Here is a 21537-nt window from a genome sequence, read left to right as displayed (position 1 = left end):
TGAGTTGCGATGCTCTGTGATCACGGGGAGACCTGTGCCCGTTCTTCCAGCATGGATGACCGACCCGCTGTGGGATCAATTCGTGGCGCTGCTGCCCGAGCGCCCCGCGGTCCGCCGTGCCTGGGCCACCCACCGCTGGGACGACCGCCCGAAGCGGCGTCCTTGAGTCCCGTCCATCTGCCCGGCCTCTTACGCGCGGACCGTTCGGCGCTGATCGGCAACCCTGCTGTGGTTCAGGCGACGCGGGTGTCGTAGGTCTCGCGGTTGGCCAGCACGTCGTCCATGTGCGTCTCGGCCCAGGCCTTGAGGCCGCGCATCGTCTCGTACAGCGACAGGCCGAGCTCGGTCAGCTCGTAGGAGACCGTGACCGGCACGGTCGGCACCACGGTGCGGGACACCAGGCCGTCGCGCTCCAGGGAGCGCAGCGTCTGGGTGAGCATCTTCTGGCTGACGCCGGCCAGCAGGCGCTGCAGTTCCGAGTAACGCATCGTCCGGGGGCCGCCGGCGCAGTCGGCACCGGGCCGATGCGCGCTGTCGCTACCGAGCGCGGCCAGGACCAGCGTGACCCACTTGTCGGAGATCCGGTCGAGCAGCTTGCGGCTGGGACAGGCCGCCACGAAGGCGTCGTACTCCACCTTGGCCTGTGCCCTTTGCTGGGCCGCCGTCATCGTCGCCATGGACCGTTCCTCTCACTCGCGGGTGCCTTACGCACTTCGAAGTGCCTACTTCCTAAGTAGAAGCTACGCACCAATAGTGGTGCAAGGCGCCGCTAGACATCATCCCTGGCCGACAGGAAAGGCACATCATGCACACCCCCTCCGCCTCGCTTCCCGGCGGCACTTGGACCCTGGGCGACCTGACCGTCACTCGGTTCGGCTACGGCGCCATGCAGCTCGCCGGCCCCTGGGTCATGGGTCCGCCGGCCGACCGCGACGGCGCACTCGCCGTCCTGCGCGAGGCCGCCGGCCTCGGCATCACCCACATCGACACCGCCGACGCCTACGGGCCGCACATCACCAACCGGCTGATCCGGGAAGCGCTGCACCCGTACTCCCACTCGCTGCACATCGTGACCAAGGTCGGCGCGACCCGGGACGAGCAGGGAGGCTGGCCTCCGGCACGCAAGCCCGACGAGCTGCGCCGGGCCGTCACCGAGAACCTGGAGAACCTCGGCCTCGACACGCTGGACGTGGTCAACCTCCGGCTCGGTGACGCCCAAGGCCCCCTGCCCGGTTCGCTCGCGGAGGCGTTCGGGGCGCTCGTCGACCTCCAGCGGCAGGGCCTGATCCGGCACCTCGGCGTGAGCAACGCGACAGCGGAACAGGTCGCCGAGGCACGCTCGATCGCACCGATCGTGTGCGTGCAGAACATGTACAACCTCGCCCACCGCCACGACGACGATCTGATCGACGAACTCGCCGAGCAGGGCATTGCCTACGTGCCCTTCTTCCCCCTCGGCGGCTTCACCCCGCTGCAGTCCTCGGCGCTCACGGCCGTGGCCACCCGGTTGGACGCGACGCCGATGTCGGTCGCCCTGGCCTGGCTGCTGCAGCGGTCGCCGAACATCCTGCTGATCCCCGGCACCTCGTCGGTGACACACCTGCGCGAGAACGTCGCCGGCGCGGGACTCCCGCTCTCCGACGACGATCTCGCCGAGCTCGAAAAGATCGGCCACTGACCCCACGCCGCTCCCCAGCGGGTGGACCGGACAAACCGGGCGCAGGTCTCCCCCGTGATCACCTGTCCGCGCAGGCTCACAAGACGAATTTCATCCGCGGGGCCGCAGTCAGGGTGAAGCCGACCTTGTCGTACAGGCGCTTGCCTTCCGCGGTGGCGCTCAGGTCGACGCGGTCGGCGTCAATGGACCTGGCCCAATTCAGTACGTCGAGAACGAGCGCCGTTCCGTAGCCGTATCCACGGTGTTCGGTCAGGGTGACGACGTTCGTGAGGCGCACGGTGCGCCCCTTGGCGCACTGGGGGTTGGGCACGCCGAGTTCGAGAGTGCCGATCGCCGTGGCGACGATCACGCCCTCGACCTCGATCACCGGGAAGCGGGCATTGTCCCGATCATCCACGAAACGGGTGAACCACTCGGCTGCGTGACGCCTCCACGGCTCCTGTCGGCCCGCGTCGTCGTCGAACAACAACCCCCAGAGCCGGAGCAACGCGGCACCATCTCGTGCTGTCGCGGTACGAAGGCGGCCGTTGTTCTTCGTCATCACATCGGCATACTTGCACGGGCCGATTCACCGATGCAGCCCCCTTTCTCCAACCGACCAGCCGCTGTGTCGCGACCGTATGGCCGTTGCGTCATGGAACCGTCCCGGTGTCCGCCCGCCTCTTGGTGCGGATGCCCGACCCTCGCATGCTTGTGCCGATCCGTGGTCGTGAACCGCGGATCGAGGCGTCACGCTGTGGGGGAGGGACGCACACCATGATTTCAGGCATCCACACGGCCGCGCTCGTCGCGGGTCTGGTGATGATCCCGGGCGGCATCGTCCTCGGGGTGAGCGGTGTGTTCGCGGCGGTGCGCAGCCGTCGCCGGTGGGCCACCAAAGCGCTGACGGCCGAGGCGGTCTGTCTGGAGACATACGTCCATCAGAGCTCGGACGGGCCGTCGAGCCGTCAGGCGATCGTCGAGTTCCAGACCGCGGACGGCGTCATGCACCGGGCCCATGTCCGGGCGGGTGACCTGGTCACGGGCGACCGGCTGACGATTCGCCACCTGCCCGATCGGCCGGACAGGGCGCGCCGGGAAGGCGACAGCGATGGCGCCGCCTGCCTGACGTTCCTCGCCGTGCTGTTCGCCGCGGCCCTGATCGCGGGCGGCACCATATTCCTGCTGATCAGTCAGCAACTGGAGCCGCGGCAGGACCCCGGTCCGGTGATTACCAACATGGGGTGGCCTCCTCCGTCCGGGTGACGGATGCCCCGACTCTGACTGGGCCGGACGAACGGCAAGGCGAGCGGGTCACCGGGCCGGGACCGTCAGCGATCCGGTGGGGTCGGTCTTCAGTTCGGCCCAGATGGTCTTGCGCGGGGTCGGGCCCTCGGTCGCTCCCCAGCGGTCGGCGAGTGCCTCCACGAGGAGCAGACCACGACCCGATTCGGCATCGGCGGCGGCGGGCCGGGAGCGCGGCAGCCGGTCGCCGCGCGTGTCGGTGACCTCGATGCGCAGCGTGTCGTCGGCGACTCGCAACGTGAGCCGGAAGCATCTGCCGGGCACCCGGCCATGGGTCACGGCGTTCGCCGCGAGCTCGGCGATCACGTGCGTGGCAGCCTCCGAGAGGAGCCCCCAGGTGCGCAGTTGCTCCGCGCCGAGCAGCCGGGCGAGTCGGGCGCCGCGGGGTGTGGGGGACAGCAGCAGCGTGAAGTGGCCGGTGGGGCGGGTGTGTTCGGTCGGCGGCTCGACGGTTTCTTGGTTCACGTCACTCAGCGTGCCCGCTCATGCTTCGCTACGTAAGCGACAGCGCCTGTACGTACGGTCACCGTCCCTGCTTTGTCTCGGCTGTCTCGGCTGTCTCGGGCGTTGTCACGAGTACGAGCACGCACCGGAGGAGGAGCCGTGAACGAGGGTGTGGACGAGGCGGGTTGGGACGTCGAGCCGGGCGACGAGATCGAGCCGGTAGTGCAGGCGGTGGGGCGCCTGCTCAGGGTGTGCCGGGAGGCGGCCGGACTGACCGTGGTCGAGCTGGCCGAGGCCATGGGGTACGGCGAGGACATGATCCGCAAGATCGAGCGAGGGGCGAGGATTCCCCGGCCGGAGTTCCTGGACCGGGCGGACACGCTCCTGAAGGCGCAGGGGCATCTGCGGGCCTTCATGGAGGACATGAGGAAGGCGCGGTACCCGAAGAAGATCCGGGAACTGGCGGAGCTGGAGGGGCGGGCGGTGGAGATGTCGCTGTACAGCAACCACAACATCCACGGCCTGCTCCAGACGGAGGAGTACTCGCGAGCGCTCCTGCGGACCTGGCGTCCCGCCTACTCGACCGACCAGTTGGAACGCATGGTGGGGGCCCGCATGGCCCGGAAGTCCGTCTTCGATCGGTCACCTTCGCCGGAGTTGAGCTTCGTCCACGAAGAGGTGACGCTGCGCCGCCCGATCGGGGACACAATGGTGCTGCGCCGACAGCTCGAACACATGCTGGAGGTCGCCCAGTTGCCGTTCGTGGACCTCCAGGTGATGCCGACCGGCCGTCCCAATCACCCTGGAACGGGGGGTCGGATCCAGGTGCTGAAGTTTGCCGATGGTACGGGAATGGGTCGTGCTGATGGCGACTTCTCGGGGCGTCCGGTCTCGGACCCCAGGCAACTCAGGCTCCTCGACCTGCGCTATGGCATCATCCGGGCTCAGGCGCTCACACCAGAGGAGTCTCTGGTCTTCATCGAGCAAGCACTGGGAGAACTATGAGCACCCCGGAACTCCACTGGTTCAAGAGCAGCTACAGCAGCAGCAGCAACGGCAACGACTGCGTGGAACTGGCCCTCGCCTGGCGCAAGAGCAGCTACAGCGACAGCAGCAACGGCAACGACTGCGTCGAGATCGCCCCCACCCCCGCCACCATCCACATCCGCGACTCCAAGAACACCGAGGGTCCCTGCCTCACCGTCGGCCCCGGCACCTGGAGCGCCTTCGTTACGTACGCCGCCGAACGCTGACAGACCCGCGACATTCCAACTCCCCTATGGCGTAGGGGTATTTGTTACCGTGCGGACATGCCGTTGGAGTGCGGCTCAACCAGTACCCGGGCGGCGCCGGGCCGCCGCCGCCGTCGGCGCGCTGACGCACAGCCGGGCCCACTCCTACGCCACCGCATGCAACGGGGGAGTTATGCCGACCTACCACGAGATCCTGACGACAGACCTGTCCGCGCTCACCACGGCCGCCACCCGCTGGGACGGCATGGCGACGGAGCTCAACAAGCAGGAGACCGCTTACCGGAAGGACGTGCACGGCGTCACCCTGCGCCCGACCTGGGTCGGTGAGAGCCAGCAGGCCGCCAACGCGCGCTTCGGGATCCGGCTCACGGAGTTCCAGGACGCCCAGACCGAGGCCAAGGCCATCGCCTCGCTCCTCCGGGACGCCCACACCCAGTTCGTGGACCTGCGCAAGAAGCTGGAGGCGGCCCGGGACGACGCGATCGCCAAGGGCATGAAGGTGTCGGACCAGGGCGTGGTCTCGTACGACACCGGCAGGCTCAGCGAGGACGTGCGGATGGCCTATCTGCACGACCCCGACGAGCAGAAGGCCGTACGCGAGTCCGTCGCCTCCTGGCAGGCCCGCATCGACCAGTGCGTGCAGAACGTGGACGACGCCGACAAGGGCGTCGAGATCGCCTTCACGGCCGTGGTCCAGGGCCCGGTGTGGAACGACGGCCAGGGCCCCGAGTTCAACGGCAAGGCCCAGGGTGACATCGAGAAGTACGAGGCCGACGAGGCCAAGGACATCGCGCAGCGCGTCAACAGGGGCGATGCCTCGCCGGCCGACTACAAGGAGTTGCAGCGCCTCTTCCACGACAACTCCGGCGACAAGGCGTTCAGCCAGACCCTGCTGGACGAGCTGGGCGCCAAGAACACCCTCCAGCTCTCCAACAGCCTCGACGGTCTCGCCTACCACGACGACAAGCAGCACAGCGGGCAGTATCTGGACATCCAGAAGGGGCTCGCCACCACGCTGGCGACCGCGACCCAGGACCCGCACTCGGCCTTCTACCAGCACTTTCGCGCGGACATGCGGAAGGCCGGGACCGAGCAGTTCAAGGTCGACGGCCTCAGCCCCATCCCGGACGAGAAGGTCCGCGGCTACCAGAGCCTCGTCACCCTGATGCAGCAGGGACACGGCTACAACGGGCAGTTCCTGGAGGACACCGCCGACGACATCCGGCACGCCGAGGAGTCCTACACCGCCCAGGGCCACACCGAGTCCATCTGGGGTCTGCGGGACAAGTTCAGCGGCAATGACCGGGGCTGGTTCGCCAACGACCCGCTCGACGGCGTGCTCGGCATCATGTCGCACGACCCGAAGACGAGCACCGACTACCTGGACCCGGCCCACAACGACAACCTGAAGTACCTGCTCCACGGCCGGGACTGGGACACGGTCGTGGACCACTTCGCGACCCCGCCCGGTGGCTCCACGACGGGCATGCCGGTCATGGGGGAGGACGGCGACGTCCGCAAGGGCTTCGGCGCGGCCCTGGAGGCCGCGACGACCGGCCAGGCGCCCGGCGGCTACCACCCGATCGGCGAGCACAGCGAGCCGCAGGCCCGCATCCTCCAGGAGACGATCAACACGCTGTACACCGACAAGCACGCCCAGAACCTGCCGACGAACCTCGTCCAGCCGCTGGCTCACATCATGACGTCGTACACCGCCGACACCCACGAGACCTACGCGGAGTCGTCCTCGAAGTACGACGTCGACTGGGACAGCCCGGGTTCCGTCTGGAGCGACAAGGACGGCGCCCACCTGGCCGTGGGCCATCAGCGGCTCGCCGCCGTCATGCGCGGTATCGCCAACGACCCGGAGGCGTTCGGGCACCTTTACGGGTCCGAGCAGCAGTACGCGCACCACGTCCTGGACACGATCCCGCCGGACGCCGGCGACAAGACGATCCGGGACCGCATCGTGGAGTCGTCCCGCGCCATGGGCGCCTATGACGGCGTCCGGTCGGACATCATCTACGACGAGCGGTTCAAGAAGACGCAGTGGGCCGCCGACTTCAACCACGGCCTCGGCACCTCCCTCAGCACGGCGCTGATGTTCAACCCGGTGTCGGACCTCAGCCCCGTGGGAGACCTCAGCCAGAAGTCGCTCGACGTGTGGGCGTACGAGTCGAACAAGGAGCACGTGGCGGAGGCGAACCTCGCCGCGACCGAGCAGAACGCCAAGACCTACGACGCCGGCCAGCACGACGTCGAGAAGCTGGTCAGGTCGTGGGCGGACAGCCGCGGTCATGCAGTCGACAGCGACTGGACGAAGTACTACGTCCACGCGGGTCAGGACGACTACGCGCACGGACGTGACCGGACCCTGAGCACGCTCCGCGCCGACCGCTGACCGGCGCGCGACGGCCTTCGACGGAATGAGCACGATGCAGACCAAATCCGGGTTCCGACGCGTGCACGCCGGGTGGTACGTGGGGGCGTGCCTGCTGGTACTCGCGCTGGTGGCAGGGGTGCTCTGGGGCACCGGGACCTTCGGCTCCGGGGGCGACGAGGGCTCCCTGGACCGGGCGTGCGACGGCACCCTGGCCCAGGGCGGGCTCGGCGAGGCGCTGCACTCGTCACACCTCAGGGCCGACGACGAGGGCGACGGTGATTACCTGGCCGCCTGCCGTGTCCGAGACTCGGAGTCCGGAGCGCAGAGCGGTTCCCTTGAGCTGAAGCTGCGCTGGAGCACGGCGAAGGCCCCGTCCACCACGCTCACCTGGTACAACGCGGACTACGACGGAGTGCGCGAGCAGGCGGCACCCCTCGGCCACGGCTGGTCCGGTGTCCTCAGGTACGCGGGCGGCACCTACCAGGTCATGGCCGCGCTGGACTGCGTGAACCAGCAGGACAAGGCCCTGGTCGCCTACGGTGACCTGCTCGGTACGTCCGACGGCACGACCCTGACCGGTCTCGGCCGGGTGGTCACCGAGACCGCCCGGAAGACGGCCGAGAAGCACGGCTGCCAGGTCAAGGCGGGCAAGCGGCTCACCGGCCTGTCCACCGCGCGGCTGGGCGCGCCCGGGACGGCGAAGCCGCTGCCGCGGGCCCAGGGGTCATGCGCCGCGCTGCGCGGAACGGACGCGGCACGAGGCGACACGCCCGAGATCATGGAGTATCCGGCGGACCCGGACGCCCCCCAGACCAACTGCTACCTGGTCACGAAGGCGAAGAAGCCCGGCTATGGCCTCTACGCCTATTACGGCGCCTCCGCCAAGGACTTCCTGGCCAGCGAGGGCGACCAGCTCGAAAAGGGCTACGGTCCCACCCACGGCGACCGTGACTACGCCTGGGCCACCGCGACGTGCCCCCGGACGGCGCAGCGGGCCGTGTTCGTGCTGTACCACCTGTACGACGGGGACACCGATACCTACCCGGTCCCGCACTACTCGGCCTCGTTCGCCCGCGACGCCCTGCGCGTCTTCGCCGGCCACGAGGCGAAGCAGCGCGGCTGCACCGACGTACGGATGACGGCCCGGCCGTGAAGCCGGTCCCGGCAGGGGAGGGGCCCCGCCCCGCCGCGCCCCCGGTTTGACCTGTGTCACTCTCGGGGTAATCTCTACGGCTCGATTGGCGGTCTGCCCGCCCCGTATGGCAGACTGTCCGAGTTGCTCGGTCGAGTTGTTGATGCTGCGCGCCTCCCGCCGGGAGGACCGGAAGCGAGTCCCACAGTACTCGTCGTCCTAACTGCCCACGGGCAGCACTGGGGCGGACGTACGGGAATCTTCCGGGAAGTGTGAGCGCGACACCGGCCAGGCGCCCGGTGGGCCCGAGGTCCCCGGTCCGCGGTTTCCGGAAGGGCCGTGTGCAATCCCGCAGGGATGTTCGCACAAGGGACATTCATGTCAGCGGGAGCGCGACACGCCCGACCGCGTGGGTCGGAGAAAGCGGGTACCGGAAACCACCGGGTCCCAGAGCGTTAGAAGAGACAGGACTACTGAGTAGCCATGGCGGGACAGAAGATCCGCATCCGGCTCAAGGCCTACGACCACGAGGTCATCGACTCCTCGGCGAAGAAGATCGTCGAGACGGTGACTCGCACTGGTGCGTCGGTCGCGGGCCCGGTGCCGCTGCCCACTGAGAAGAACGTGTACTGCGTCATCAAGTCGCCGCACAAGTACAAGGACTCGCGCGAGCACTTCGAGATGCGCACGCACAAGCGCCTGATCGACATTCTCGACCCGACCCCCAAGACCGTTGACTCTCTGATGCGACTCGACCTCCCGGCCGGTGTCGACATCGAGATCAAGCTCTGAGGCTGGTGGGCTGAGAATGGCTAAGCAGATCAAGGGCATCCTGGGCGAGAAGCTCGGCATGACGCAGGTGTGGGACGAGAACAACCGTGTCGTCCCGGTCACCGTCGTCAAGGCCGGCCCCAACGTCGTGACCCAGGTCCGTACGAACGACGTCGACGGCTACGAGTCGGTCCAGATCGCCTTCGGCGAGATCGACCCGCGCAAGGTGAACAAGCCCCTCAAGGGCCACTTCGCCAAGGCCGACGTCACCCCCCGTCGCCACCTCGTCGAGATCCGCACCGCGGACGCCTCCGAGTACACGCTGGGCCAGGAGATCACCGCGCAGGTGTTCGAGGCCGGCGTGAAGGTCGACGTGACCGGCAAGAGCAAGGGCAAGGGCTTCGCCGGTGTCATGAAGCGTCACAACTTCAAGGGCCTCGGCGCCGGACACGGCACCCAGCGCAAGCACCGCTCGCCCGGTTCCATCGGTGGCTGCGCCACCCCGGGCCGCGTGTTCAAGGGCCTCCGCATGGCGGGTCGCATGGGCAACGAGCGGGTCACCACCCAGAACCTGACCGTCCACGCCGTTGACGCGGAGAAGGGTCTGCTGCTCATCAAGGGCGCGGTTCCCGGTCCGAACGGCGGCCTCGTCCTGGTCCGCACCGCGGCCAAGGGGGCCTGAGGTAACCGATGAGCACTGTTGACATCCTTTCGCCGGCGGGCGAGAAGGCCGGTTCCGTCGAGCTCCCCGCGGAGATCTTCGACGCCAAGGTCAGCGTCCCGCTGATCCACCAGGTCGTCGTCGCGCAGCTGGCCGCGGCCCGTCAGGGCACGCACAAGACCAAGACTCGTGGCGAGGTCCGCGGCGGTGGCAAGAAGCCGTACCGCCAGAAGGGCACCGGTCGCGCCCGTCAGGGTTCGACCCGCGCGCCGCAGTTCGCCGGTGGTGGCGTCGTGCACGGTCCCGTGCCGCGTGACTACTCGCAGCGCACCCCGAAGAAGATGAAGGCCGCCGCCCTGCGCGGTGCCCTCACCGACCGGGCGCGTCACAACCGCATCCACGTCGTCGCCGGCGTGGTCGAGGGCCAGGTCTCCACCAAGGCCGCGAAGAGCCTGTTCGGCAAGATCTCGGAGCGCAAGAACCTGCTCCTGATCGTCGAGCGCTCCGACGAGGCCGCGTGGCTGTCCGCCCGCAACCTGCCCCAGGTCCACATCCTGGAGCCGGGCCAGCTGAACACGTACGACGTTCTCGTCTCGGACGACGTGGTCTTCACCCAGGCCGCGTTCGAGTCCTTCGTGTCCGGCCCGAAGGCCAATGACACCGAAGGGAGCGAGGTCTGATGGCTATCCGTCACCCCGCTATCGCCTCGAAGGCCGCCAAGGCGGCCAAGGCCGCGCGCGTCGCCAAGGCGCGTCGCCACGCCGCCGAGGGCAAGAACACGGTCGAGACCCCGCTGAGCAAGTCGTACACGGACCCCCGTGACGTCCTGCTCAAGCCGGTCGTGTCCGAGAAGAGCTACGCGCTCCTCGACGAGAACAAGTACACGTTCATCGTCGACCCGAGCGCCAACAAGACCCAGATCAAGCAGGCCGTCCAGGCGGTCTTCGACGTCAAGGTCACCGGGGTCAACACGATCAACCGCCAGGGCAAGCGCAAGCGCACGAAGACCGGTTTCGGTCAGCGTGCCGGCAGCAAGCGCGCGATCGTGACCCTCGCCGAGGGCGACCGTATCGACATCTTCGGCGGTCCGACCGCCTGAGGGCGGTCCGGATCGTCCGATATCGGACGAGGACTGAGAAATGGGAATCCGCAAGTACAAGCCGACTACGCCGGGCCGTCGTGGCGCCAGCGTCGCCGACTTCGTCGAGGTCACGCGGTCCACGCCGGAGAAGTCGCTGGTCCGTCCCCTGCACAGCAAGGGCGGCCGTAACAACGCCGGTCGTGTGACCGTTCGCCACCAGGGTGGCGGACACAAGCGCGCCTACCGTGTGATCGACTTCCGTCGTCACGACAAGGACGGCGTGCCGGCGAAGGTCGCGCACATCGAGTACGACCCCAACCGCACCGCGCGCATCGCGCTGCTGCACTACGCCGACGGCGAGAAGCGCTACATCCTCGCCCCGCGCAACCTGCAGCAGGGCGACACCGTGGAGAACGGTCCCGGGGCCGACATCAAGCCGGGCAACAACCTGGCCCTCCGCAACATCCCGGTCGGTACCACGATCCACGCGATCGAGCTCCGTCCCGGTGGCGGTGCCAAGTTCGCCCGTTCCGCCGGTGCCTCCGTGCAGCTGCTCGCGAAGGAGGGCTCGATGGCCCACCTGCGCATGCCGTCCGGTGAGATCCGCCTGGTCGACGTCCGCTGCCGCGCCACCGTCGGCGAGGTCGGCAACGCCGAGCAGAGCAACATCAACTGGGGTAAGGCCGGCCGTAAGCGGTGGCTGGGCGTTCGCCCGACCGTCCGTGGTGTCGTGATGAACCCGGTCGACCACCCGCACGGTGGTGGTGAGGGCCGGACCTCCGGTGGCCGCCACCCTGTGTCCCCGTGGGGCAAGAAGGAAGGCCGTACTCGTTCGCCCAAGAAGGCGTCGAACAAGTACATCGTCCGCCGCCGCAAGACGAACAAGAAGCGCTAAGGACGGGTTGAGATGCCTCGTAGCTTGAAGAAGGGGCCCTTCGTCGACGACCACCTGATCAAGAAGGTGGACACGCAGAACGAAGCCGGCACCAAGAACGTCATCAAGACCTGGTCCCGTCGCTCGATGATCGTCCCGGCCATGCTCGGTCACACGATCGCGGTGCACAACGGCAAGACCCACATCCCGGTGTTCGTCACCGAGTCGATGGTCGGCCACAAGCTCGGCGAGTTCTCGCCGACGCGCACCTTCCGCGGCCATGTCAAGGACGACCGGAAGTCGAAGCGCCGCTAACCGCGGATCGCATTCAGACAAGTAAGTAACTCTGAAGGGACAACCATGGAAGCCAGGGCCCAGGCGCGGTACATCCGCGTCACGCCCATGAAGGCCCGCCGTGTGGTGGACCTCATCCGTGGCATGGACGCCACGGAGGCCCAGGCTGTTCTGCGATTCGCCCCGCAGGCAGCCTCGGTTCCGGTCGGCAAGGTGCTGGACAGCGCCATTGCCAATGCCGCGCACAACTACGACCACACCGATGTCGACAGCCTGGTCATCTCCGAGGCCTACGTCGACGAGGGCCCGACCCTGAAGCGGTTCCGTCCGCGTGCCCAGGGCCGTGCCTACCGGATCCGCAAGCGGACCAGCCACATCACCGTGGTCGTCAGCAGCAAGGAAGGAACCCGGTAATGGGCCAGAAGGTTAACCCGCATGGGTTCCGGCTCGGTGTCACGACCGACTTCAAGTCGCGTTGGTACGCCGACAAGCTGTACAAGGACTACGTCAAGGAAGACGTCGCCATCCGTCGGATGATGACGTCCGGCATGGAGCGCGCCGGCATCTCGAAGGTTGAGATCGAGCGCACCCGTGACCGCGTCCGCGTGGACATCCACACCGCTCGTCCGGGCATCGTCATCGGCCGCCGCGGCGCCGAGGCCGACCGCATCCGCGGTGACCTGGAGAAGCTGACCGGCAAGCAGGTCCAGCTCAACATCCTCGAGGTCAAGAACCCGGAGACGGACGCTCAGCTGGTGGCCCAGGCCGTCGCCGAGCAGCTCTCCTCCCGCGTCTCCTTCCGTCGTGCCATGCGCAAGAGCATGCAGTCGGCGATGAAGGCGGGCGCCAAGGGCATCAAGATCCAGTGCGGTGGCCGCCTCGGTGGCGCCGAGATGTCCCGCTCGGAGTTCTACCGCGAGGGCCGTGTGCCCCTGCACACGCTCCGCGCGAACGTGGACTACGGCTTCTTCGAGGCCAAGACGACCTTCGGCCGCATCGGTGTGAAGGTCTGGATCTACAAGGGCGACGTCAAGAACATCGCCGAGGTCCGCGCCGAGAACGCTGCGGCCCGTGCGGGTAACCGCCCGGCCCGTGGTGGTGCCGACCGCCCGGCCCGTGGTGGCCGTGGTGGCGAGCGGCGCGGTCGCAAGCCGCAGCAGGCTGCCGGCGCCGAGGCCCCCAAGGCCGAGGCTCCCGCCGCCGCTTCGGCTGAGAGCACCGGAACGGAGGCCTGACCGAAATGCTGATCCCCCGTAGGGTCAAGCACCGCAAGCAGCACCACCCGAAGCGCGACGGTATGTCCAAGGGTGGCACGCAGGTTGCGTTCGGCGAGTACGGCATCCAGGCGCTGACCCCGGCCTACGTCACGAACCGCCAGATCGAGGCGGCTCGTATCGCGATGACCCGCCACATCAAGCGTGGCGGCAAGGTCTGGATCAACATCTACCCGGACCGTCCGCTCACCAAGAAGCCCGCCGAGACCCGCATGGGTTCCGGTAAGGGTTCTCCGGAGTGGTGGATCGCCAACGTCAAGCCCGGACGCGTCATGTTCGAGCTGTCGTACCCCAACGAGAAGATCGCCCGTGAGGCGCTGACCCGTGCGGCCCACAAGCTGCCGATGAAGTGCCGGATCGTCAAGCGCGAGGCAGGTGAAGCGTGATGTCGGCCGGTACCAAGGCGTCCGAGCTGCGCGAGCTGGGCAACGAGGAGCTTCTGGCTAAGCTCCGCGAGGCCAAGGAAGAGCTGTTCAACCTCCGCTTCCAGGCGGCGACTGGACAGCTTGAGAACCATGGCCGTCTCAAGGCGGTCCGCAAGGACATCGCGCGGATCTACACCCTGATGCGCGAGCGTGAGCTGGGCATCGAAACGGTGGAGAACGCCTGATGAGCGAGAAGAACGTGACTGAGAACGCAGAGGCCCGCGGCTTCCGCAAGACCCGTGAGGGTCTCGTCGTCAGCGACAAGATGGACAAGACCGTCGTCGTCGCAGTCGAGGACCGCGTCAAGCACGCGCTGTACGGCAAGGTCATCCGCCGTACGAACAAGCTCAAGGCGCACGACGAGCAGAACGCCGCGGGTGTCGGCGACCGCGTCCTCCTCATGGAGACCCGGCCGCTGTCCGCGACGAAGCGCTGGCGCGTCGTCGAGATCCTCGAGAAGGCCAAGTAATTCCTGCGGGTAAAAACCCGCAGGACAGTTCCGCCAGGCTCGGCAGGGGATCCGTGACGGATCCCCTGCCGGGAACCGGCAGACAAACAGGAGATAGACGTGATCCAGCAGGAGTCGCGACTGCGTGTCGCCGACAACACTGGTGCGAAGGAGATCCTTTGCATCCGTGTGCTCGGTGGCTCCGGTCGCCGCTACGCGGGCATCGGTGACGTCATCGTCGCCACCGTCAAGGACGCGATCCCCGGTGGCAACGTGAAGAAGGGTGACGTCGTCAAGGCGGTCATCGTTCGCACCGTCAAGGAGCGCCGCCGTCCGGACGGCTCGTACATCCGCTTCGACGAGAACGCCGCCGTCATTCTGAAGAACGACGGCGACCCTCGCGGCACCCGCATCTTCGGCCCGGTCGGCCGTGAGCTGCGCGAGAAGAAGTTCATGAAGATCATCTCGCTCGCGCCGGAGGTGCTGTAAGCATGAAGATCAAGAAGGGCGACCTGGTCCAGGTCATCACCGGCAAGGACAAGGGCAAGCAGGGCAAGGTCATTGCCGCTTACCCGCGCGACGAGCGTGTCCTGGTCGAGGGTGTCAACCGGGTCAAGAAGCACACGAAGGCCGGTCCGACCGCCAGCGGTTCGCAGGCCGGCGGCATCGTGACCACCGAGGCGCCGATCCACATCTCCAACGTCCAGTTGGTCGTGGAGAAGGACGGCAAGAAGGTCGTCACGCGTGTCGGCTACCGCTTCGACGAAGAGGGCAACAAGATCCGCGTTGCCAAGCGGACGGGTGAGGACATCTGATGGCTACCACCACCACTCCGCGTCTGAAGCAGAAGTACCGCGAGGAGATCGCGGGCAAGCTGCGTGACGAGTTCAAGTACGAGAACGTCATGCAGGTTCCCGGCCTCGTCAAGATCGTGGTCAACATGGGTGTCGGCGACGCCGCCCGTGACTCGAAGCTGATCGAGGGCGCGATCCGCGACCTGACCACGATCACCGGTCAGAAGCCGGCCGTCACCAAGGCCCGCAAGTCCATCGCGCAGTTCAAGCTGCGTGAGGGCCAGCCGATCGGTGCCCACGTCACGCTCCGTGGCGACCGCATGTGGGAGTTCCTGGACCGCACCCTGTCGCTCGCGCTCCCGCGCATCCGCGACTTCCGCGGCCTGTCCCCCAAGCAGTTCGACGGCCGTGGCAACTACACCTTCGGTCTCACGGAGCAGGTCATGTTCCACGAGATCGACCAGGACAAGATCGACCGCGTCCGGGGTATGGACATCACCGTGGTCACCACGGCGACCAACGACGAAGAGGGCCGTTCCCTTCTCCGTCACCTCGGCTTCCCGTTCAAGGAGGCGTGAGCGAGATGGCGAAGAAGGCTCTCATCGCGAAGGCTGCTCGCAAGCCCAAGTTCGGTGTGCGTGGCTACACCCGCTGCCAGCGCTGCGGCCGCCCGCACTCCGTCTACCGCAAGTTCGGCCTGTGCCGCGTGTGCCTTCGTGAGATGGCTCACCGTGGCGAGCTGCCGGGCGTGACCAAGAGCTCCTGGTAGTCCCCGCTTTTTAGGGATACCTGGACCTCTCGGTAAGCAACCGGGACGGCAGAGGTTGCGATCCTCATGGCTTAGGCTAGGAGGGTTGGGCCTCTGCCGCCCTGAACGACTTACTACGCCGTAGGTCCCCGCGCCGCACCCGTCCCGTCCCTGTACGGGGAGAGGGATGGCGCATATAGGAAACCCCGGCGAGAAAGGCCACAGGCCAATTCATGACCATGACTGATCCGATCGCAGACATGCTTACGCGTCTGCGGAACGCGAACTCGGCTTACCACGACTCGGTGTCGATGCCGCACTCCAAGATCAAGTCGCACATCGCGGAGATCCTCCAGCAGGAGGGCTTCATCACGGGCTGGAAGGTCGAGGACGCCGAGGTCGGTAAGAACCTCGTTCTCGAGCTGAAGTTCGGCCCGAACCGTGAGCGCTCCATCGCGGGCATCAAGCGGATCTCCAAGCCCGGTCTCCGGGTGTACGCGAAGTCCACCAACCTGCCCAAGGTGCTGGGTGGCCTCGGCGTGGCGATCATCTCCACGTCGCACGGGCTCCTCACCGACAAGCAGGCCGGCAAGAAGGGCGTGGGTGGGGAAGTCCTCGCCTACGTCTGGTAGCAGAAGGGAACGGAGGAAACAGCTATGTCGCGTATCGGCAAGCTCCCCATCGCGGTTCCCGCCGGCGTGGACGTCACCATCGACGGCCGCACGGTCAAGGTCAAGGGCCCCAAGGGCGAGCTGACCCACACCGTCGTGGCACCGATCGACATCGCCAAGGGCGAAGACGGCACCCTGCAGGTGACCCGCCCCAACGACGAGCGTCAGAGCAAGGCCCTGCACGGCCTGTCCCGCACGCTGGTGGCGAACATGATCACCGGCGTGACCCAGGGTTACGTGAAGAAGCTCGAGATCAGCGGTGTCGGTTACCGAGTGACCGCCAAGGGTTCCAACCTGGAGTTCGCTCTCGGTTACAGCCACCCGATCCTGGTCGAGGCCCCCGAAGGCATCGCCTTCAAGGTGGAGTCCCCGACCCGTTTCTCGGTCGAGGGCATCGACAAGCAGAAGGTCGGCGAGGTTGCGGCCAACATCCGCAAGCTGCGCAAGCCCGACCCGTACAAGGCCAAGGGCGTCAAGTACGAGGGCGAAGTCATCCGCCGCAAGGTCGGAAAGGCGGGTAAGTAAGCCATGGCATACGGGCAGAAGATCCTCAAGGGCGACGCCTACAAGCGCGCCGCGATCAAGCGCCGTCACATCCGGATCCGTAAGCGGGTGTCCGGTACGGCGGAGCGTCCCCGTCTGGTCGTGACCCGCTCCAACCGCCACATCGTGGCGCAGGTGATCGACGACCTGAAGGGTCACACCCTGGCATCGGCGTCCACCCTGGACGCTTCGATCCGCGGTGGCGAGGGCGACAAGTCCACGCTGGCCAAGCAGGTCGGCGCCCTGGTCGCCGAGCGCGCGAAGGCCGCCGGTGTCGAGGCTGTCGTGTTCGACCGTGGTGGTAACCAGTACGCCGGCCGCATCGCGGCTCTGGCGGACGCCGCCCGCGAGGCCGGGCTCCAGTTCTGAGCCACGGTTCCGTAGCTAGCGGAAACAGAGAGAGGTAATTCCAATGGCTGGACCCCAGCGCCGCGGTGGCGGTGCCGGTGGCGGCGAGCGGCGGGACCGGAAGGGCCGTGACGGCGGCGCTGCTGCCGCCGAGAAGACCGCGTACGTCGAGCGCGTCGTCGCGATCAACCGTGTCGCCAAGGTTGTGAAGGGTGGTCGTCGCTTCAGCTTCACCGCGCTGGTCGTGGTGGGCGACGGTGACGGCACCGTGGGTGTCGGTTACGGCAAGGCCAAGGAGGTGCCGGCCGCCATCGCCAAGGGTGTTGAGGAGGCCAAGAAGCACTTCTTCAAGGTCCCCCGTATCCAGGGCACCATCCCGCACCCGATCCAGGGTGAGAAGGCTGCCGGCGTGGTGCTGCTCAAGCCCGCGTCCCCGGGTACCGGTGTTATCGCCGGTGGTCCGGTGCGCGCCGTGCTCGAGTGCGCCGGTATCCACGACGTGCTGTCGAAGTCGCTCGGCTCCGACAACGCGATCAACATCGTGCACGCGACCGTGGAGGCCCTGAAGGGCCTGCAGCGTCCCGAGGAGATCGCGGCTCGCCGTGGTCTGCCCCTTGAGGACGTCGCTCCCGCGGCTCTGCTGCGTGCGCGTGCCGGGGCGGGTGCGTAATCATGGCGCAGCTCAAGATCACGCAGGTGAAGTCCTACATCGGCAGCAAGCAGAACCACCGCGACACCCTGCGGTCCCTTGGTCTCAAGGGCATCAACACGCAGGTCGTCAAGGAGGACCGCCCCGAGTTCCGCGGAATGGTGCACACCGTCCGCCACCTCGTGACGGTCGAGGAGGTCGACTGATCATGGCGGAGCAGAACCCGCTCAAGATCCACAACCTCCGTCCCGCCCCGGGCGCCAAGACCGCGAAGACCCGTGTCGGTCGCGGTGAGGCGTCGAAGGGTAAGACGGCCGGTCGTGGTACCAAGGGTACGAAGGCCCGTTACCAGGTTCCGGAGCGCTTCGAGGGTGGCCAGATGCCCCTCCACATGCGTCTTCCGAAGCTGAAGGGCTTCAAGAACCCGTTCAAGACCGAGTACCAGGTCGTGAACCTGGACAAGCTGGCCGAGCTCTACCCGCAGGGTGGAGAGGTCACCGTCCAGGGCCTCGTCGACAAGGGTGCCGTTCGCAAGAACAGCCTCGTCAAGGTCCTCGGCCAGGGCGAGATCTCCGTGGCGCTGCAGGTGACGGTCGACGCCGTCTCCGGCTCCGCCAAGGAGAAGATCACCGCCGCCGGCGGTACGGTCACCGAGCTCGTCTGAGTCCCTCAGACGACGCCTCGATGACGTAAACGATCCCGACCGGGGATACCTCACAATGAGGTATCCCCGGTTGGTCGTTCCAAGGGAGGCATGGTCGCCGGTAAGGTGACCAACGCTGTTCTCACTCGTATTCGTCGAACCTCAGACCGTCACCCTTGACGCAGTTGCGCGGGGGTCGCAGGAGGCACCGTGCTCACCGCGTTCGCCCGGGCGTTCAAGACGCCCGACCTGCGCAAGAAGCTGCTCTTCACGCTGGGCATCATCGTGGTCTACCGGGTCGGTACCCACATCCCGATCCCTGGCGTCAACTACAAGGCCGTCCAGCAGTGCGTGAGCGAGGCAGGGGCCAACCAGGGCCTGTTCGGCCTCGTGAACATGTTCAGCGGCGGTGCGCTGCTGCAGATCACGGTCTTCGCGCTCGGCATCATGCCGTACATCACGGCCAGCATCATTCTCCAGTTGCTGACCGTGGTCATCCCGCGCCTGGAAGCCCTCAAGAAGGAGGGCCAGGCCGGCACCACGAAGATCACGCAGTACACCCGCTACCTCACCCTCGCCCTCGCGATCCTGCAGGGCACCGGCCTGGTCGCCACGGCCCGCAGCGGCGCGCTGTTCAGCGGCTGCTCCGTGTCCACCAGCATCGTTCCGGACCAGGCGATCTTCACCACGATCACCATGGTCGTCTGCATGACCGCCGGCACCACGGTCGTGATGTGGCTCGGCGAGCTGATCACCGACCGCGGCATCGGCAACGGCATGTCGATCCTGATGTTCATCTCGATCGCCGCGACCTTCCCGTCCGCGCTGTGGGCCATCAAGAAGCAGGGCACCCTGGCCGGCGGCTGGATCGAGTTCGGCACCGTGATCCTGGTCGGCCTGGTCATGGTCGCGCTCGTGGTCTTCGTCGAGCAGGCCCAGCGCCGCATCCCGGTCCAGTACGCGAAGCGGATGATCGGCCGCCGGTCCTACGGCGGTACGTCCACCTACATCCCGCTCAAGGTGAACCAGGCGGGTGTGATCCCCGTCATCTTCGCCTCGTCCCTCCTGTACATCCCGGCCCTCGTGGCGCAGTTCGCGGGCGGCAACTCGGGCTGGAAGGAGTGGGTGCAGCAGAACCTCACCAAGGGCGATCACCCGCTTTACATCACTCTGTACTTCTTGCTCATCGTTTTCTTCGCGTTCTTCTACGTGGCGATCTCCTTCAACCCCGAAGAAGTCGCCGACAACATGAAGAAGTATGGTGGCTTCATCCCGGGCATCCGGGCTGGCCGACCGACCGCTGAGTATCTCTCGTACGTGCTCAACCGGATCACCTGGCCGGGTTCGCTGTATCTGGGTCTGATCGCTCTCGTACCGACCATGGCGTTGGTCGGCTTCGGCGCGAGCCAGAACTTCCCCTTCGGCGGTACCAGCATCCTCATCATCGTGGGTGTCGGTCTGGAGACGGTGAAGCAGATCGAGAGCCAGCTCCAGCAGCGCAATTACGAAGGGTTCCTCCGCTGATGCGTATCGTCCTCGTCGGGCCACCCGGTGCCGGTAAGGGAACGCAGGCCGTCCGGCTCGCCGAGAAGCTGGCCATCCCGCACATCTCCACGGGCGACCTGTTCCGGGCCAACATCAGCCGGCAGACCGAGCTCGGCAAGCTCGCGAAGTCCTACATGGACGCCGGCAACCTCGTCCCCGACGAGGTCACGATCGCGATGGCGAAGGACCGCATGGAGCAGCCGGACGCCGAGAACGGCTTCCTGCTGGACGGCTTCCCGCGCAACGTCGCACAGGCCCAGGCGCTGGACGAGCTGCTGCGCACCGAGAAGATGACGCTGGACGCGGTCCTGGACCTGGAGGCTCCCGAGGACGAGGTGGTCAAGCGCATCGCCGGCCGCCGGATCTGCCGCAAGGACTCCTCGCACGTCTTCCACGTGGCGTACAACGTGCCGAAGCAGGAGGGCGTCTGCGACGTCTGCGGCGGCGAGCTGTACCAGCGTGAGGACGACTCCGAGGAGACGGTGCGTACGCGCCTGGAGGTCTACCACACGCAGACCGAGCCCATCATCGACTACTACAAGTCGCAGGGCCTGGTCCGTACGATCTCCGCGATGGGCCCGGTGGACCAGGTCACCGAGCGCGCGCTGGAGGCACTGAAGAGCGAGCAGGCCGGGAAGCACTGAGTCCGGCCGCCTTCCGGCCGCGGCACCCTTACGGGGGCGCCGCGGCCGTACTGTTGTACAGGTAAACCCAGCCGACGTGAGTGACGGAGAGCGCAGGCCCCCCATGGTGCAGATCAAGACGCCCGAGCAGATCGCCAAGATGCGTGCGGCGGGCCTGGTCGTCGCCGCGATCCACGCGGCCACCCGGGAGGCCGCGGTGCCCGGCGCCTCCACGAAGGACCTGGACGAGGTCGCCCGCAAGGTGCTCGCGGAGCACGGCGCCACGTCGAACTTCCTGGGCTACGGGGGCTTCCCCGCGACCATCTGCACCTCCGTGAACGACGTGGTCGTGCACGGCATCCCCGCCGACGACGTCGTCCTCAAGGACGGCGACATCATCTCCATCGACTGCGGCGCGATCGTGGACGGCTGGCACGGCGACGCGGCGTACACCGCCTTCGTCGGCTCCGGCCACGCCCCCGAGCTGATCGAGCTGTCCCGGGTGACCGAGGGCTCCATGTGGGCCGGCATCGCGGCGATGAAGCAGGGCAACCGGCTGGTCGACGTCTCCCGGGCCATCGAGACGTACATCCGCCGCCAGCCGAAGCCGGGTGGCGGGCGCTACGGGATCATCGAGGACTACGGCGGCCACGGCATCGGCACCGAGATGCACATGGACCCGCACCTGCTGAACTACGTCGAGCGGCGCCGGGGCAAGGGCCCGAAGCTGGTGCCGGGCTTCTGCCTCGCGATCGAGCCGATGGTCTCGCTGGGCACGCCCAGGACCGAGGTCCTGGAGGACGACTGGACGGTCATCACGACCGACGGCACGTGGTCCTCCCACTGGGAGCACTCGGTCGCGCTGACCGAGGAGGGTCCGCTGGTGCTGACGGCGGTCGACGGGGGCAAGGCGAAGCTGGCGGAGTTCGGCGTCACGGCCGCGCCCGACCCGCTCGCCTGAGGGCAAGAGG

Annotated in this window: 33 protein-coding genes; 30 read left to right on the top strand and 3 right to left on the bottom strand. The window is 67.2% G+C overall.

Going from position 1 to position 21537, the window contains the following annotated elements:
* Positions 1 to 233: 233 nt before the first annotated feature.
* Positions 234 to 677 carry a helix-turn-helix domain-containing protein gene (locus tag AB0927_RS13510; protein WP_366667713.1) on the bottom strand — a complete coding sequence of 148 codons (444 nt, stop codon included), beginning with the start codon at positions 675 to 677 and terminating at the stop codon, positions 234 to 236.
* Between the two features lie 128 nt (positions 678 to 805).
* On the opposite strand from AB0927_RS13510, the gene AB0927_RS13505 reads away from it, so the two are divergent.
* Complete coding sequence (locus AB0927_RS13505) at positions 806 to 1678, top strand: aldo/keto reductase family oxidoreductase (protein WP_366667712.1); 873 nt, start codon at positions 806 to 808, stop codon at positions 1676 to 1678.
* A gap of 76 nt (positions 1679 to 1754) precedes the next feature.
* Here the strand turns inward: AB0927_RS13505 and AB0927_RS13500 are convergent, their stop codons facing one another.
* Complete coding sequence (locus AB0927_RS13500; protein WP_366667711.1) at positions 1755 to 2219, bottom strand: GNAT family N-acetyltransferase; 465 nt, start codon at positions 2217 to 2219, stop codon at positions 1755 to 1757.
* A 107-nt stretch (positions 2220 to 2326) separates the two neighbouring features.
* Here AB0927_RS13500 and AB0927_RS13495 point away from each other — a divergent pair, with 107 nt between their 5' ends.
* On the top strand, positions 2327 to 2923 hold the full coding sequence (locus AB0927_RS13495) for a DUF3592 domain-containing protein (protein WP_366667710.1): 597 nt from the start codon (positions 2327 to 2329) through the stop codon (positions 2921 to 2923).
* 48 nt (positions 2924 to 2971) lie between these two features.
* Here AB0927_RS13495 and AB0927_RS13490 read toward each other — a convergent pair whose 3' ends face one another.
* Complete coding sequence (locus tag AB0927_RS13490) at positions 2972 to 3436, bottom strand: ATP-binding protein (RefSeq protein ID WP_366667806.1); 465 nt, start codon at positions 3434 to 3436, stop codon at positions 2972 to 2974.
* A 129-nt stretch (positions 3437 to 3565) separates the two neighbouring features.
* On the opposite strand from AB0927_RS13490, the gene AB0927_RS13485 reads away from it, so the two are divergent.
* From AB0927_RS13485 to map, 28 genes are all read left to right on the top strand, one after another.
* Positions 3566 to 4411 (top strand): helix-turn-helix transcriptional regulator, encoded by an 846-nt coding sequence (locus AB0927_RS13485; RefSeq protein WP_366667709.1) that lies wholly within the window; start codon positions 3566 to 3568, stop codon positions 4409 to 4411.
* On the top strand, positions 4408 to 4659 hold the full coding sequence (locus AB0927_RS13480) for a DUF397 domain-containing protein (protein WP_366667708.1): 252 nt from the start codon (positions 4408 to 4410) through the stop codon (positions 4657 to 4659). The genes AB0927_RS13485 and AB0927_RS13480 overlap by 4 nt, the downstream gene beginning before the upstream one ends.
* A 172-nt stretch (positions 4660 to 4831) precedes the next feature.
* Positions 4832 to 7060 (top strand): hypothetical protein, encoded by a 2229-nt coding sequence (locus tag AB0927_RS13475; RefSeq protein ID WP_366667707.1) that lies wholly within the window; start codon positions 4832 to 4834, stop codon positions 7058 to 7060.
* 34 nt (positions 7061 to 7094) lie between these two features.
* Positions 7095 to 8195: a hypothetical protein gene (locus AB0927_RS13470; protein WP_366667706.1), complete on the top strand. Its 1101-nt coding sequence runs from the start codon at positions 7095 to 7097 to the stop codon at positions 8193 to 8195.
* 462 nt (positions 8196 to 8657) lie between these two features.
* Positions 8658 to 8966, top strand: coding sequence for a 30S ribosomal protein S10 (rpsJ, locus tag AB0927_RS13465; protein WP_003948644.1), 309 nt, complete (start codon positions 8658 to 8660; stop codon positions 8964 to 8966).
* Between the two features lie 16 nt (positions 8967 to 8982).
* On the top strand, positions 8983 to 9627 hold the full coding sequence (rplC, locus tag AB0927_RS13460; protein ID WP_285561826.1) for a 50S ribosomal protein L3: 645 nt from the start codon (positions 8983 to 8985) through the stop codon (positions 9625 to 9627).
* A gap of 8 nt (positions 9628 to 9635) precedes the next feature.
* The gene (gene rplD, locus AB0927_RS13455) at positions 9636 to 10286 is read left to right on the top strand and encodes a 50S ribosomal protein L4 (RefSeq protein WP_366667705.1); all 651 of its coding nucleotides are present in this window, start codon (positions 9636 to 9638) and stop codon (positions 10284 to 10286) included.
* Positions 10286 to 10705, top strand: coding sequence for a 50S ribosomal protein L23 (gene rplW / locus AB0927_RS13450; protein WP_366667704.1), 420 nt, complete (start codon positions 10286 to 10288; stop codon positions 10703 to 10705). Before rplD ends, rplW begins: the two co-directional genes overlap by 1 nt.
* Before the next feature lie 40 nt (positions 10706 to 10745).
* Entirely contained in the window at positions 10746 to 11582 is an 837-nt protein-coding gene (gene rplB, locus AB0927_RS13445; protein ID WP_153539282.1) for a 50S ribosomal protein L2, read from the top strand.
* A 12-nt stretch (positions 11583 to 11594) separates the two neighbouring features.
* Complete coding sequence (rpsS, locus tag AB0927_RS13440) at positions 11595 to 11876, top strand: 30S ribosomal protein S19 (protein ID WP_003974263.1); 282 nt, start codon at positions 11595 to 11597, stop codon at positions 11874 to 11876.
* A gap of 45 nt (positions 11877 to 11921) precedes the next feature.
* Entirely contained in the window at positions 11922 to 12269 is a 348-nt protein-coding gene (rplV, locus tag AB0927_RS13435; protein WP_026252021.1) for a 50S ribosomal protein L22, read from the top strand.
* Positions 12269 to 13090, top strand: coding sequence for a 30S ribosomal protein S3 (gene rpsC / locus AB0927_RS13430; protein ID WP_366667703.1), 822 nt, complete (start codon positions 12269 to 12271; stop codon positions 13088 to 13090). The genes rplV and rpsC overlap by 1 nt, the downstream gene beginning before the upstream one ends.
* 5 nt (positions 13091 to 13095) lie before the next feature.
* Positions 13096 to 13515 (top strand): 50S ribosomal protein L16, encoded by a 420-nt coding sequence (gene rplP, locus AB0927_RS13425; protein ID WP_046418010.1) that lies wholly within the window; start codon positions 13096 to 13098, stop codon positions 13513 to 13515.
* Complete coding sequence (gene rpmC, locus AB0927_RS13420) at positions 13515 to 13739, top strand: 50S ribosomal protein L29 (RefSeq protein WP_007494763.1); 225 nt, start codon at positions 13515 to 13517, stop codon at positions 13737 to 13739. Before rplP ends, rpmC begins: the two co-directional genes overlap by 1 nt.
* Positions 13739 to 14023, top strand: coding sequence for a 30S ribosomal protein S17 (rpsQ, locus tag AB0927_RS13415; RefSeq protein ID WP_018543912.1), 285 nt, complete (start codon positions 13739 to 13741; stop codon positions 14021 to 14023). Before rpmC ends, rpsQ begins: the two co-directional genes overlap by 1 nt.
* 99 nt (positions 14024 to 14122) lie before the next feature.
* On the top strand, positions 14123 to 14491 hold the full coding sequence (gene rplN, locus AB0927_RS13410) for a 50S ribosomal protein L14 (protein ID WP_003998823.1): 369 nt from the start codon (positions 14123 to 14125) through the stop codon (positions 14489 to 14491).
* A 2-nt stretch (positions 14492 to 14493) separates the two neighbouring features.
* Positions 14494 to 14817: a 50S ribosomal protein L24 gene (gene rplX, locus AB0927_RS13405; RefSeq protein WP_366667702.1), complete on the top strand. Its 324-nt coding sequence runs from the start codon at positions 14494 to 14496 to the stop codon at positions 14815 to 14817.
* Positions 14817 to 15374, top strand: a complete 558-nt coding sequence (gene rplE / locus AB0927_RS13400) for a 50S ribosomal protein L5 (RefSeq protein WP_366667701.1) — start codon at positions 14817 to 14819, stop codon at positions 15372 to 15374. The genes rplX and rplE overlap by 1 nt, the downstream gene beginning before the upstream one ends.
* Before the next feature lie 5 nt (positions 15375 to 15379).
* A complete protein-coding gene (locus AB0927_RS13395; RefSeq protein WP_003948630.1) occupies positions 15380 to 15565 on the top strand; it encodes a type Z 30S ribosomal protein S14 in 186 nt (61 codons plus the stop codon).
* A 212-nt stretch (positions 15566 to 15777) separates the two neighbouring features.
* Complete coding sequence (gene rpsH / locus AB0927_RS13390; RefSeq protein WP_014674378.1) at positions 15778 to 16176, top strand: 30S ribosomal protein S8; 399 nt, start codon at positions 15778 to 15780, stop codon at positions 16174 to 16176.
* Between the two features lie 24 nt (positions 16177 to 16200).
* A complete protein-coding gene (gene rplF / locus AB0927_RS13385) occupies positions 16201 to 16740 on the top strand; it encodes a 50S ribosomal protein L6 (protein ID WP_366667700.1) in 540 nt (179 codons plus the stop codon).
* Positions 16741 to 16743: 3 nt separating this feature from the next.
* Entirely contained in the window at positions 16744 to 17127 is a 384-nt protein-coding gene (rplR, locus tag AB0927_RS13380) for a 50S ribosomal protein L18 (RefSeq protein WP_366667699.1), read from the top strand.
* 43 nt (positions 17128 to 17170) lie between these two features.
* Positions 17171 to 17776: a 30S ribosomal protein S5 gene (gene rpsE / locus AB0927_RS13375; RefSeq protein ID WP_009190144.1), complete on the top strand. Its 606-nt coding sequence runs from the start codon at positions 17171 to 17173 to the stop codon at positions 17774 to 17776.
* A gap of 2 nt (positions 17777 to 17778) precedes the next feature.
* Positions 17779 to 17961, top strand: coding sequence for a 50S ribosomal protein L30 (gene rpmD / locus AB0927_RS13370; protein ID WP_003974250.1), 183 nt, complete (start codon positions 17779 to 17781; stop codon positions 17959 to 17961).
* Positions 17962 to 17963: 2 nt separating this feature from the next.
* A complete protein-coding gene (gene rplO / locus AB0927_RS13365) occupies positions 17964 to 18419 on the top strand; it encodes a 50S ribosomal protein L15 (RefSeq protein WP_366667698.1) in 456 nt (151 codons plus the stop codon).
* Between the two features lie 189 nt (positions 18420 to 18608).
* Complete coding sequence (gene secY, locus AB0927_RS13360; RefSeq protein ID WP_366667697.1) at positions 18609 to 19922, top strand: preprotein translocase subunit SecY; 1314 nt, start codon at positions 18609 to 18611, stop codon at positions 19920 to 19922.
* Positions 19922 to 20587 (top strand): adenylate kinase, encoded by a 666-nt coding sequence (locus tag AB0927_RS13355; RefSeq protein ID WP_366667696.1) that lies wholly within the window; start codon positions 19922 to 19924, stop codon positions 20585 to 20587. Before secY ends, AB0927_RS13355 begins: the two co-directional genes overlap by 1 nt.
* 103 nt (positions 20588 to 20690) lie before the next feature.
* On the top strand, positions 20691 to 21527 hold the full coding sequence (gene map, locus AB0927_RS13350; protein WP_366667695.1) for a type I methionyl aminopeptidase: 837 nt from the start codon (positions 20691 to 20693) through the stop codon (positions 21525 to 21527).
* The last annotated feature ends 10 nt before the right edge of the window (positions 21528 to 21537 follow it).

The organism is Streptomyces sp. NPDC048106 (assembly GCF_040706415.1).
Classification (GTDB): domain Bacteria; phylum Actinomycetota; class Actinomycetes; order Streptomycetales; family Streptomycetaceae; genus Streptomyces.
This window is presented reverse-complemented; position numbering and strand designations above follow the sequence as displayed.

What these genes read in the sequence shown, in the direction of transcription:
- rpsQ (WP_018543912.1), top strand. Translation starts at nt 13,739, where the DNA reads ATGAGCGAGAAGAACGTGACTGAGAACGCAGAGGCCCGCGGCTTCCGC.
- rpmD (WP_003974250.1), top strand. Translation starts at nt 17,779, where the DNA reads ATGGCGCAGCTCAAGATCACGCAGGTGAAGTCCTACATCGGCAGCAAG.
- rplB (WP_153539282.1), top strand. Translation starts at nt 10,746, where the DNA reads ATGGGAATCCGCAAGTACAAGCCGACTACGCCGGGCCGTCGTGGCGCC.
- AB0927_RS13470 (WP_366667706.1), top strand. Translation starts at nt 7,095, where the DNA reads ATGCAGACCAAATCCGGGTTCCGACGCGTGCACGCCGGGTGGTACGTG.
- AB0927_RS13480 (WP_366667708.1), top strand. Translation starts at nt 4,408, where the DNA reads ATGAGCACCCCGGAACTCCACTGGTTCAAGAGCAGCTACAGCAGCAGC.
- rpmC (WP_007494763.1), top strand. Translation starts at nt 13,515, where the DNA reads ATGTCGGCCGGTACCAAGGCGTCCGAGCTGCGCGAGCTGGGCAACGAG.
- AB0927_RS13395 (WP_003948630.1), top strand. Translation starts at nt 15,380, where the DNA reads ATGGCGAAGAAGGCTCTCATCGCGAAGGCTGCTCGCAAGCCCAAGTTC.
- rplC (WP_285561826.1), top strand. Translation starts at nt 8,983, where the DNA reads ATGGCTAAGCAGATCAAGGGCATCCTGGGCGAGAAGCTCGGCATGACG.
- rplX (WP_366667702.1), top strand. Translation starts at nt 14,494, where the DNA reads ATGAAGATCAAGAAGGGCGACCTGGTCCAGGTCATCACCGGCAAGGAC.
- AB0927_RS13475 (WP_366667707.1), top strand. Translation starts at nt 4,832, where the DNA reads ATGCCGACCTACCACGAGATCCTGACGACAGACCTGTCCGCGCTCACC.
- rplW (WP_366667704.1), top strand. Translation starts at nt 10,286, where the DNA reads ATGGCTATCCGTCACCCCGCTATCGCCTCGAAGGCCGCCAAGGCGGCC.
- AB0927_RS13355 (WP_366667696.1), top strand. Translation starts at nt 19,922, where the DNA reads ATGCGTATCGTCCTCGTCGGGCCACCCGGTGCCGGTAAGGGAACGCAG.
- rplR (WP_366667699.1), top strand. Translation starts at nt 16,744, where the DNA reads ATGGCATACGGGCAGAAGATCCTCAAGGGCGACGCCTACAAGCGCGCC.
- rpsS (WP_003974263.1), top strand. Translation starts at nt 11,595, where the DNA reads ATGCCTCGTAGCTTGAAGAAGGGGCCCTTCGTCGACGACCACCTGATC.
- rplD (WP_366667705.1), top strand. Translation starts at nt 9,636, where the DNA reads ATGAGCACTGTTGACATCCTTTCGCCGGCGGGCGAGAAGGCCGGTTCC.
- rplE (WP_366667701.1), top strand. Translation starts at nt 14,817, where the DNA reads ATGGCTACCACCACCACTCCGCGTCTGAAGCAGAAGTACCGCGAGGAG.
- rpsH (WP_014674378.1), top strand. Translation starts at nt 15,778, where the DNA reads ATGACCATGACTGATCCGATCGCAGACATGCTTACGCGTCTGCGGAAC.
- AB0927_RS13505 (WP_366667712.1), top strand. Translation starts at nt 806, where the DNA reads ATGCACACCCCCTCCGCCTCGCTTCCCGGCGGCACTTGGACCCTGGGC.
- rplO (WP_366667698.1), top strand. Translation starts at nt 17,964, where the DNA reads ATGGCGGAGCAGAACCCGCTCAAGATCCACAACCTCCGTCCCGCCCCG.
- rpsE (WP_009190144.1), top strand. Translation starts at nt 17,171, where the DNA reads ATGGCTGGACCCCAGCGCCGCGGTGGCGGTGCCGGTGGCGGCGAGCGG.
- map (WP_366667695.1), top strand. Translation starts at nt 20,691, where the DNA reads ATGGTGCAGATCAAGACGCCCGAGCAGATCGCCAAGATGCGTGCGGCG.
- AB0927_RS13500 (WP_366667711.1), bottom strand. Translation starts at nt 2,219, where the DNA reads ATGACGAAGAACAACGGCCGCCTTCGTACCGCGACAGCACGAGATGGT.
- rpsC (WP_366667703.1), top strand. Translation starts at nt 12,269, where the DNA reads ATGGGCCAGAAGGTTAACCCGCATGGGTTCCGGCTCGGTGTCACGACC.
- rplP (WP_046418010.1), top strand. Translation starts at nt 13,096, where the DNA reads ATGCTGATCCCCCGTAGGGTCAAGCACCGCAAGCAGCACCACCCGAAG.
- rpsJ (WP_003948644.1), top strand. Translation starts at nt 8,658, where the DNA reads ATGGCGGGACAGAAGATCCGCATCCGGCTCAAGGCCTACGACCACGAG.
- rplV (WP_026252021.1), top strand. Translation starts at nt 11,922, where the DNA reads ATGGAAGCCAGGGCCCAGGCGCGGTACATCCGCGTCACGCCCATGAAG.
- rplF (WP_366667700.1), top strand. Translation starts at nt 16,201, where the DNA reads ATGTCGCGTATCGGCAAGCTCCCCATCGCGGTTCCCGCCGGCGTGGAC.
- AB0927_RS13510 (WP_366667713.1), bottom strand. Translation starts at nt 677, where the DNA reads ATGGCGACGATGACGGCGGCCCAGCAAAGGGCACAGGCCAAGGTGGAG.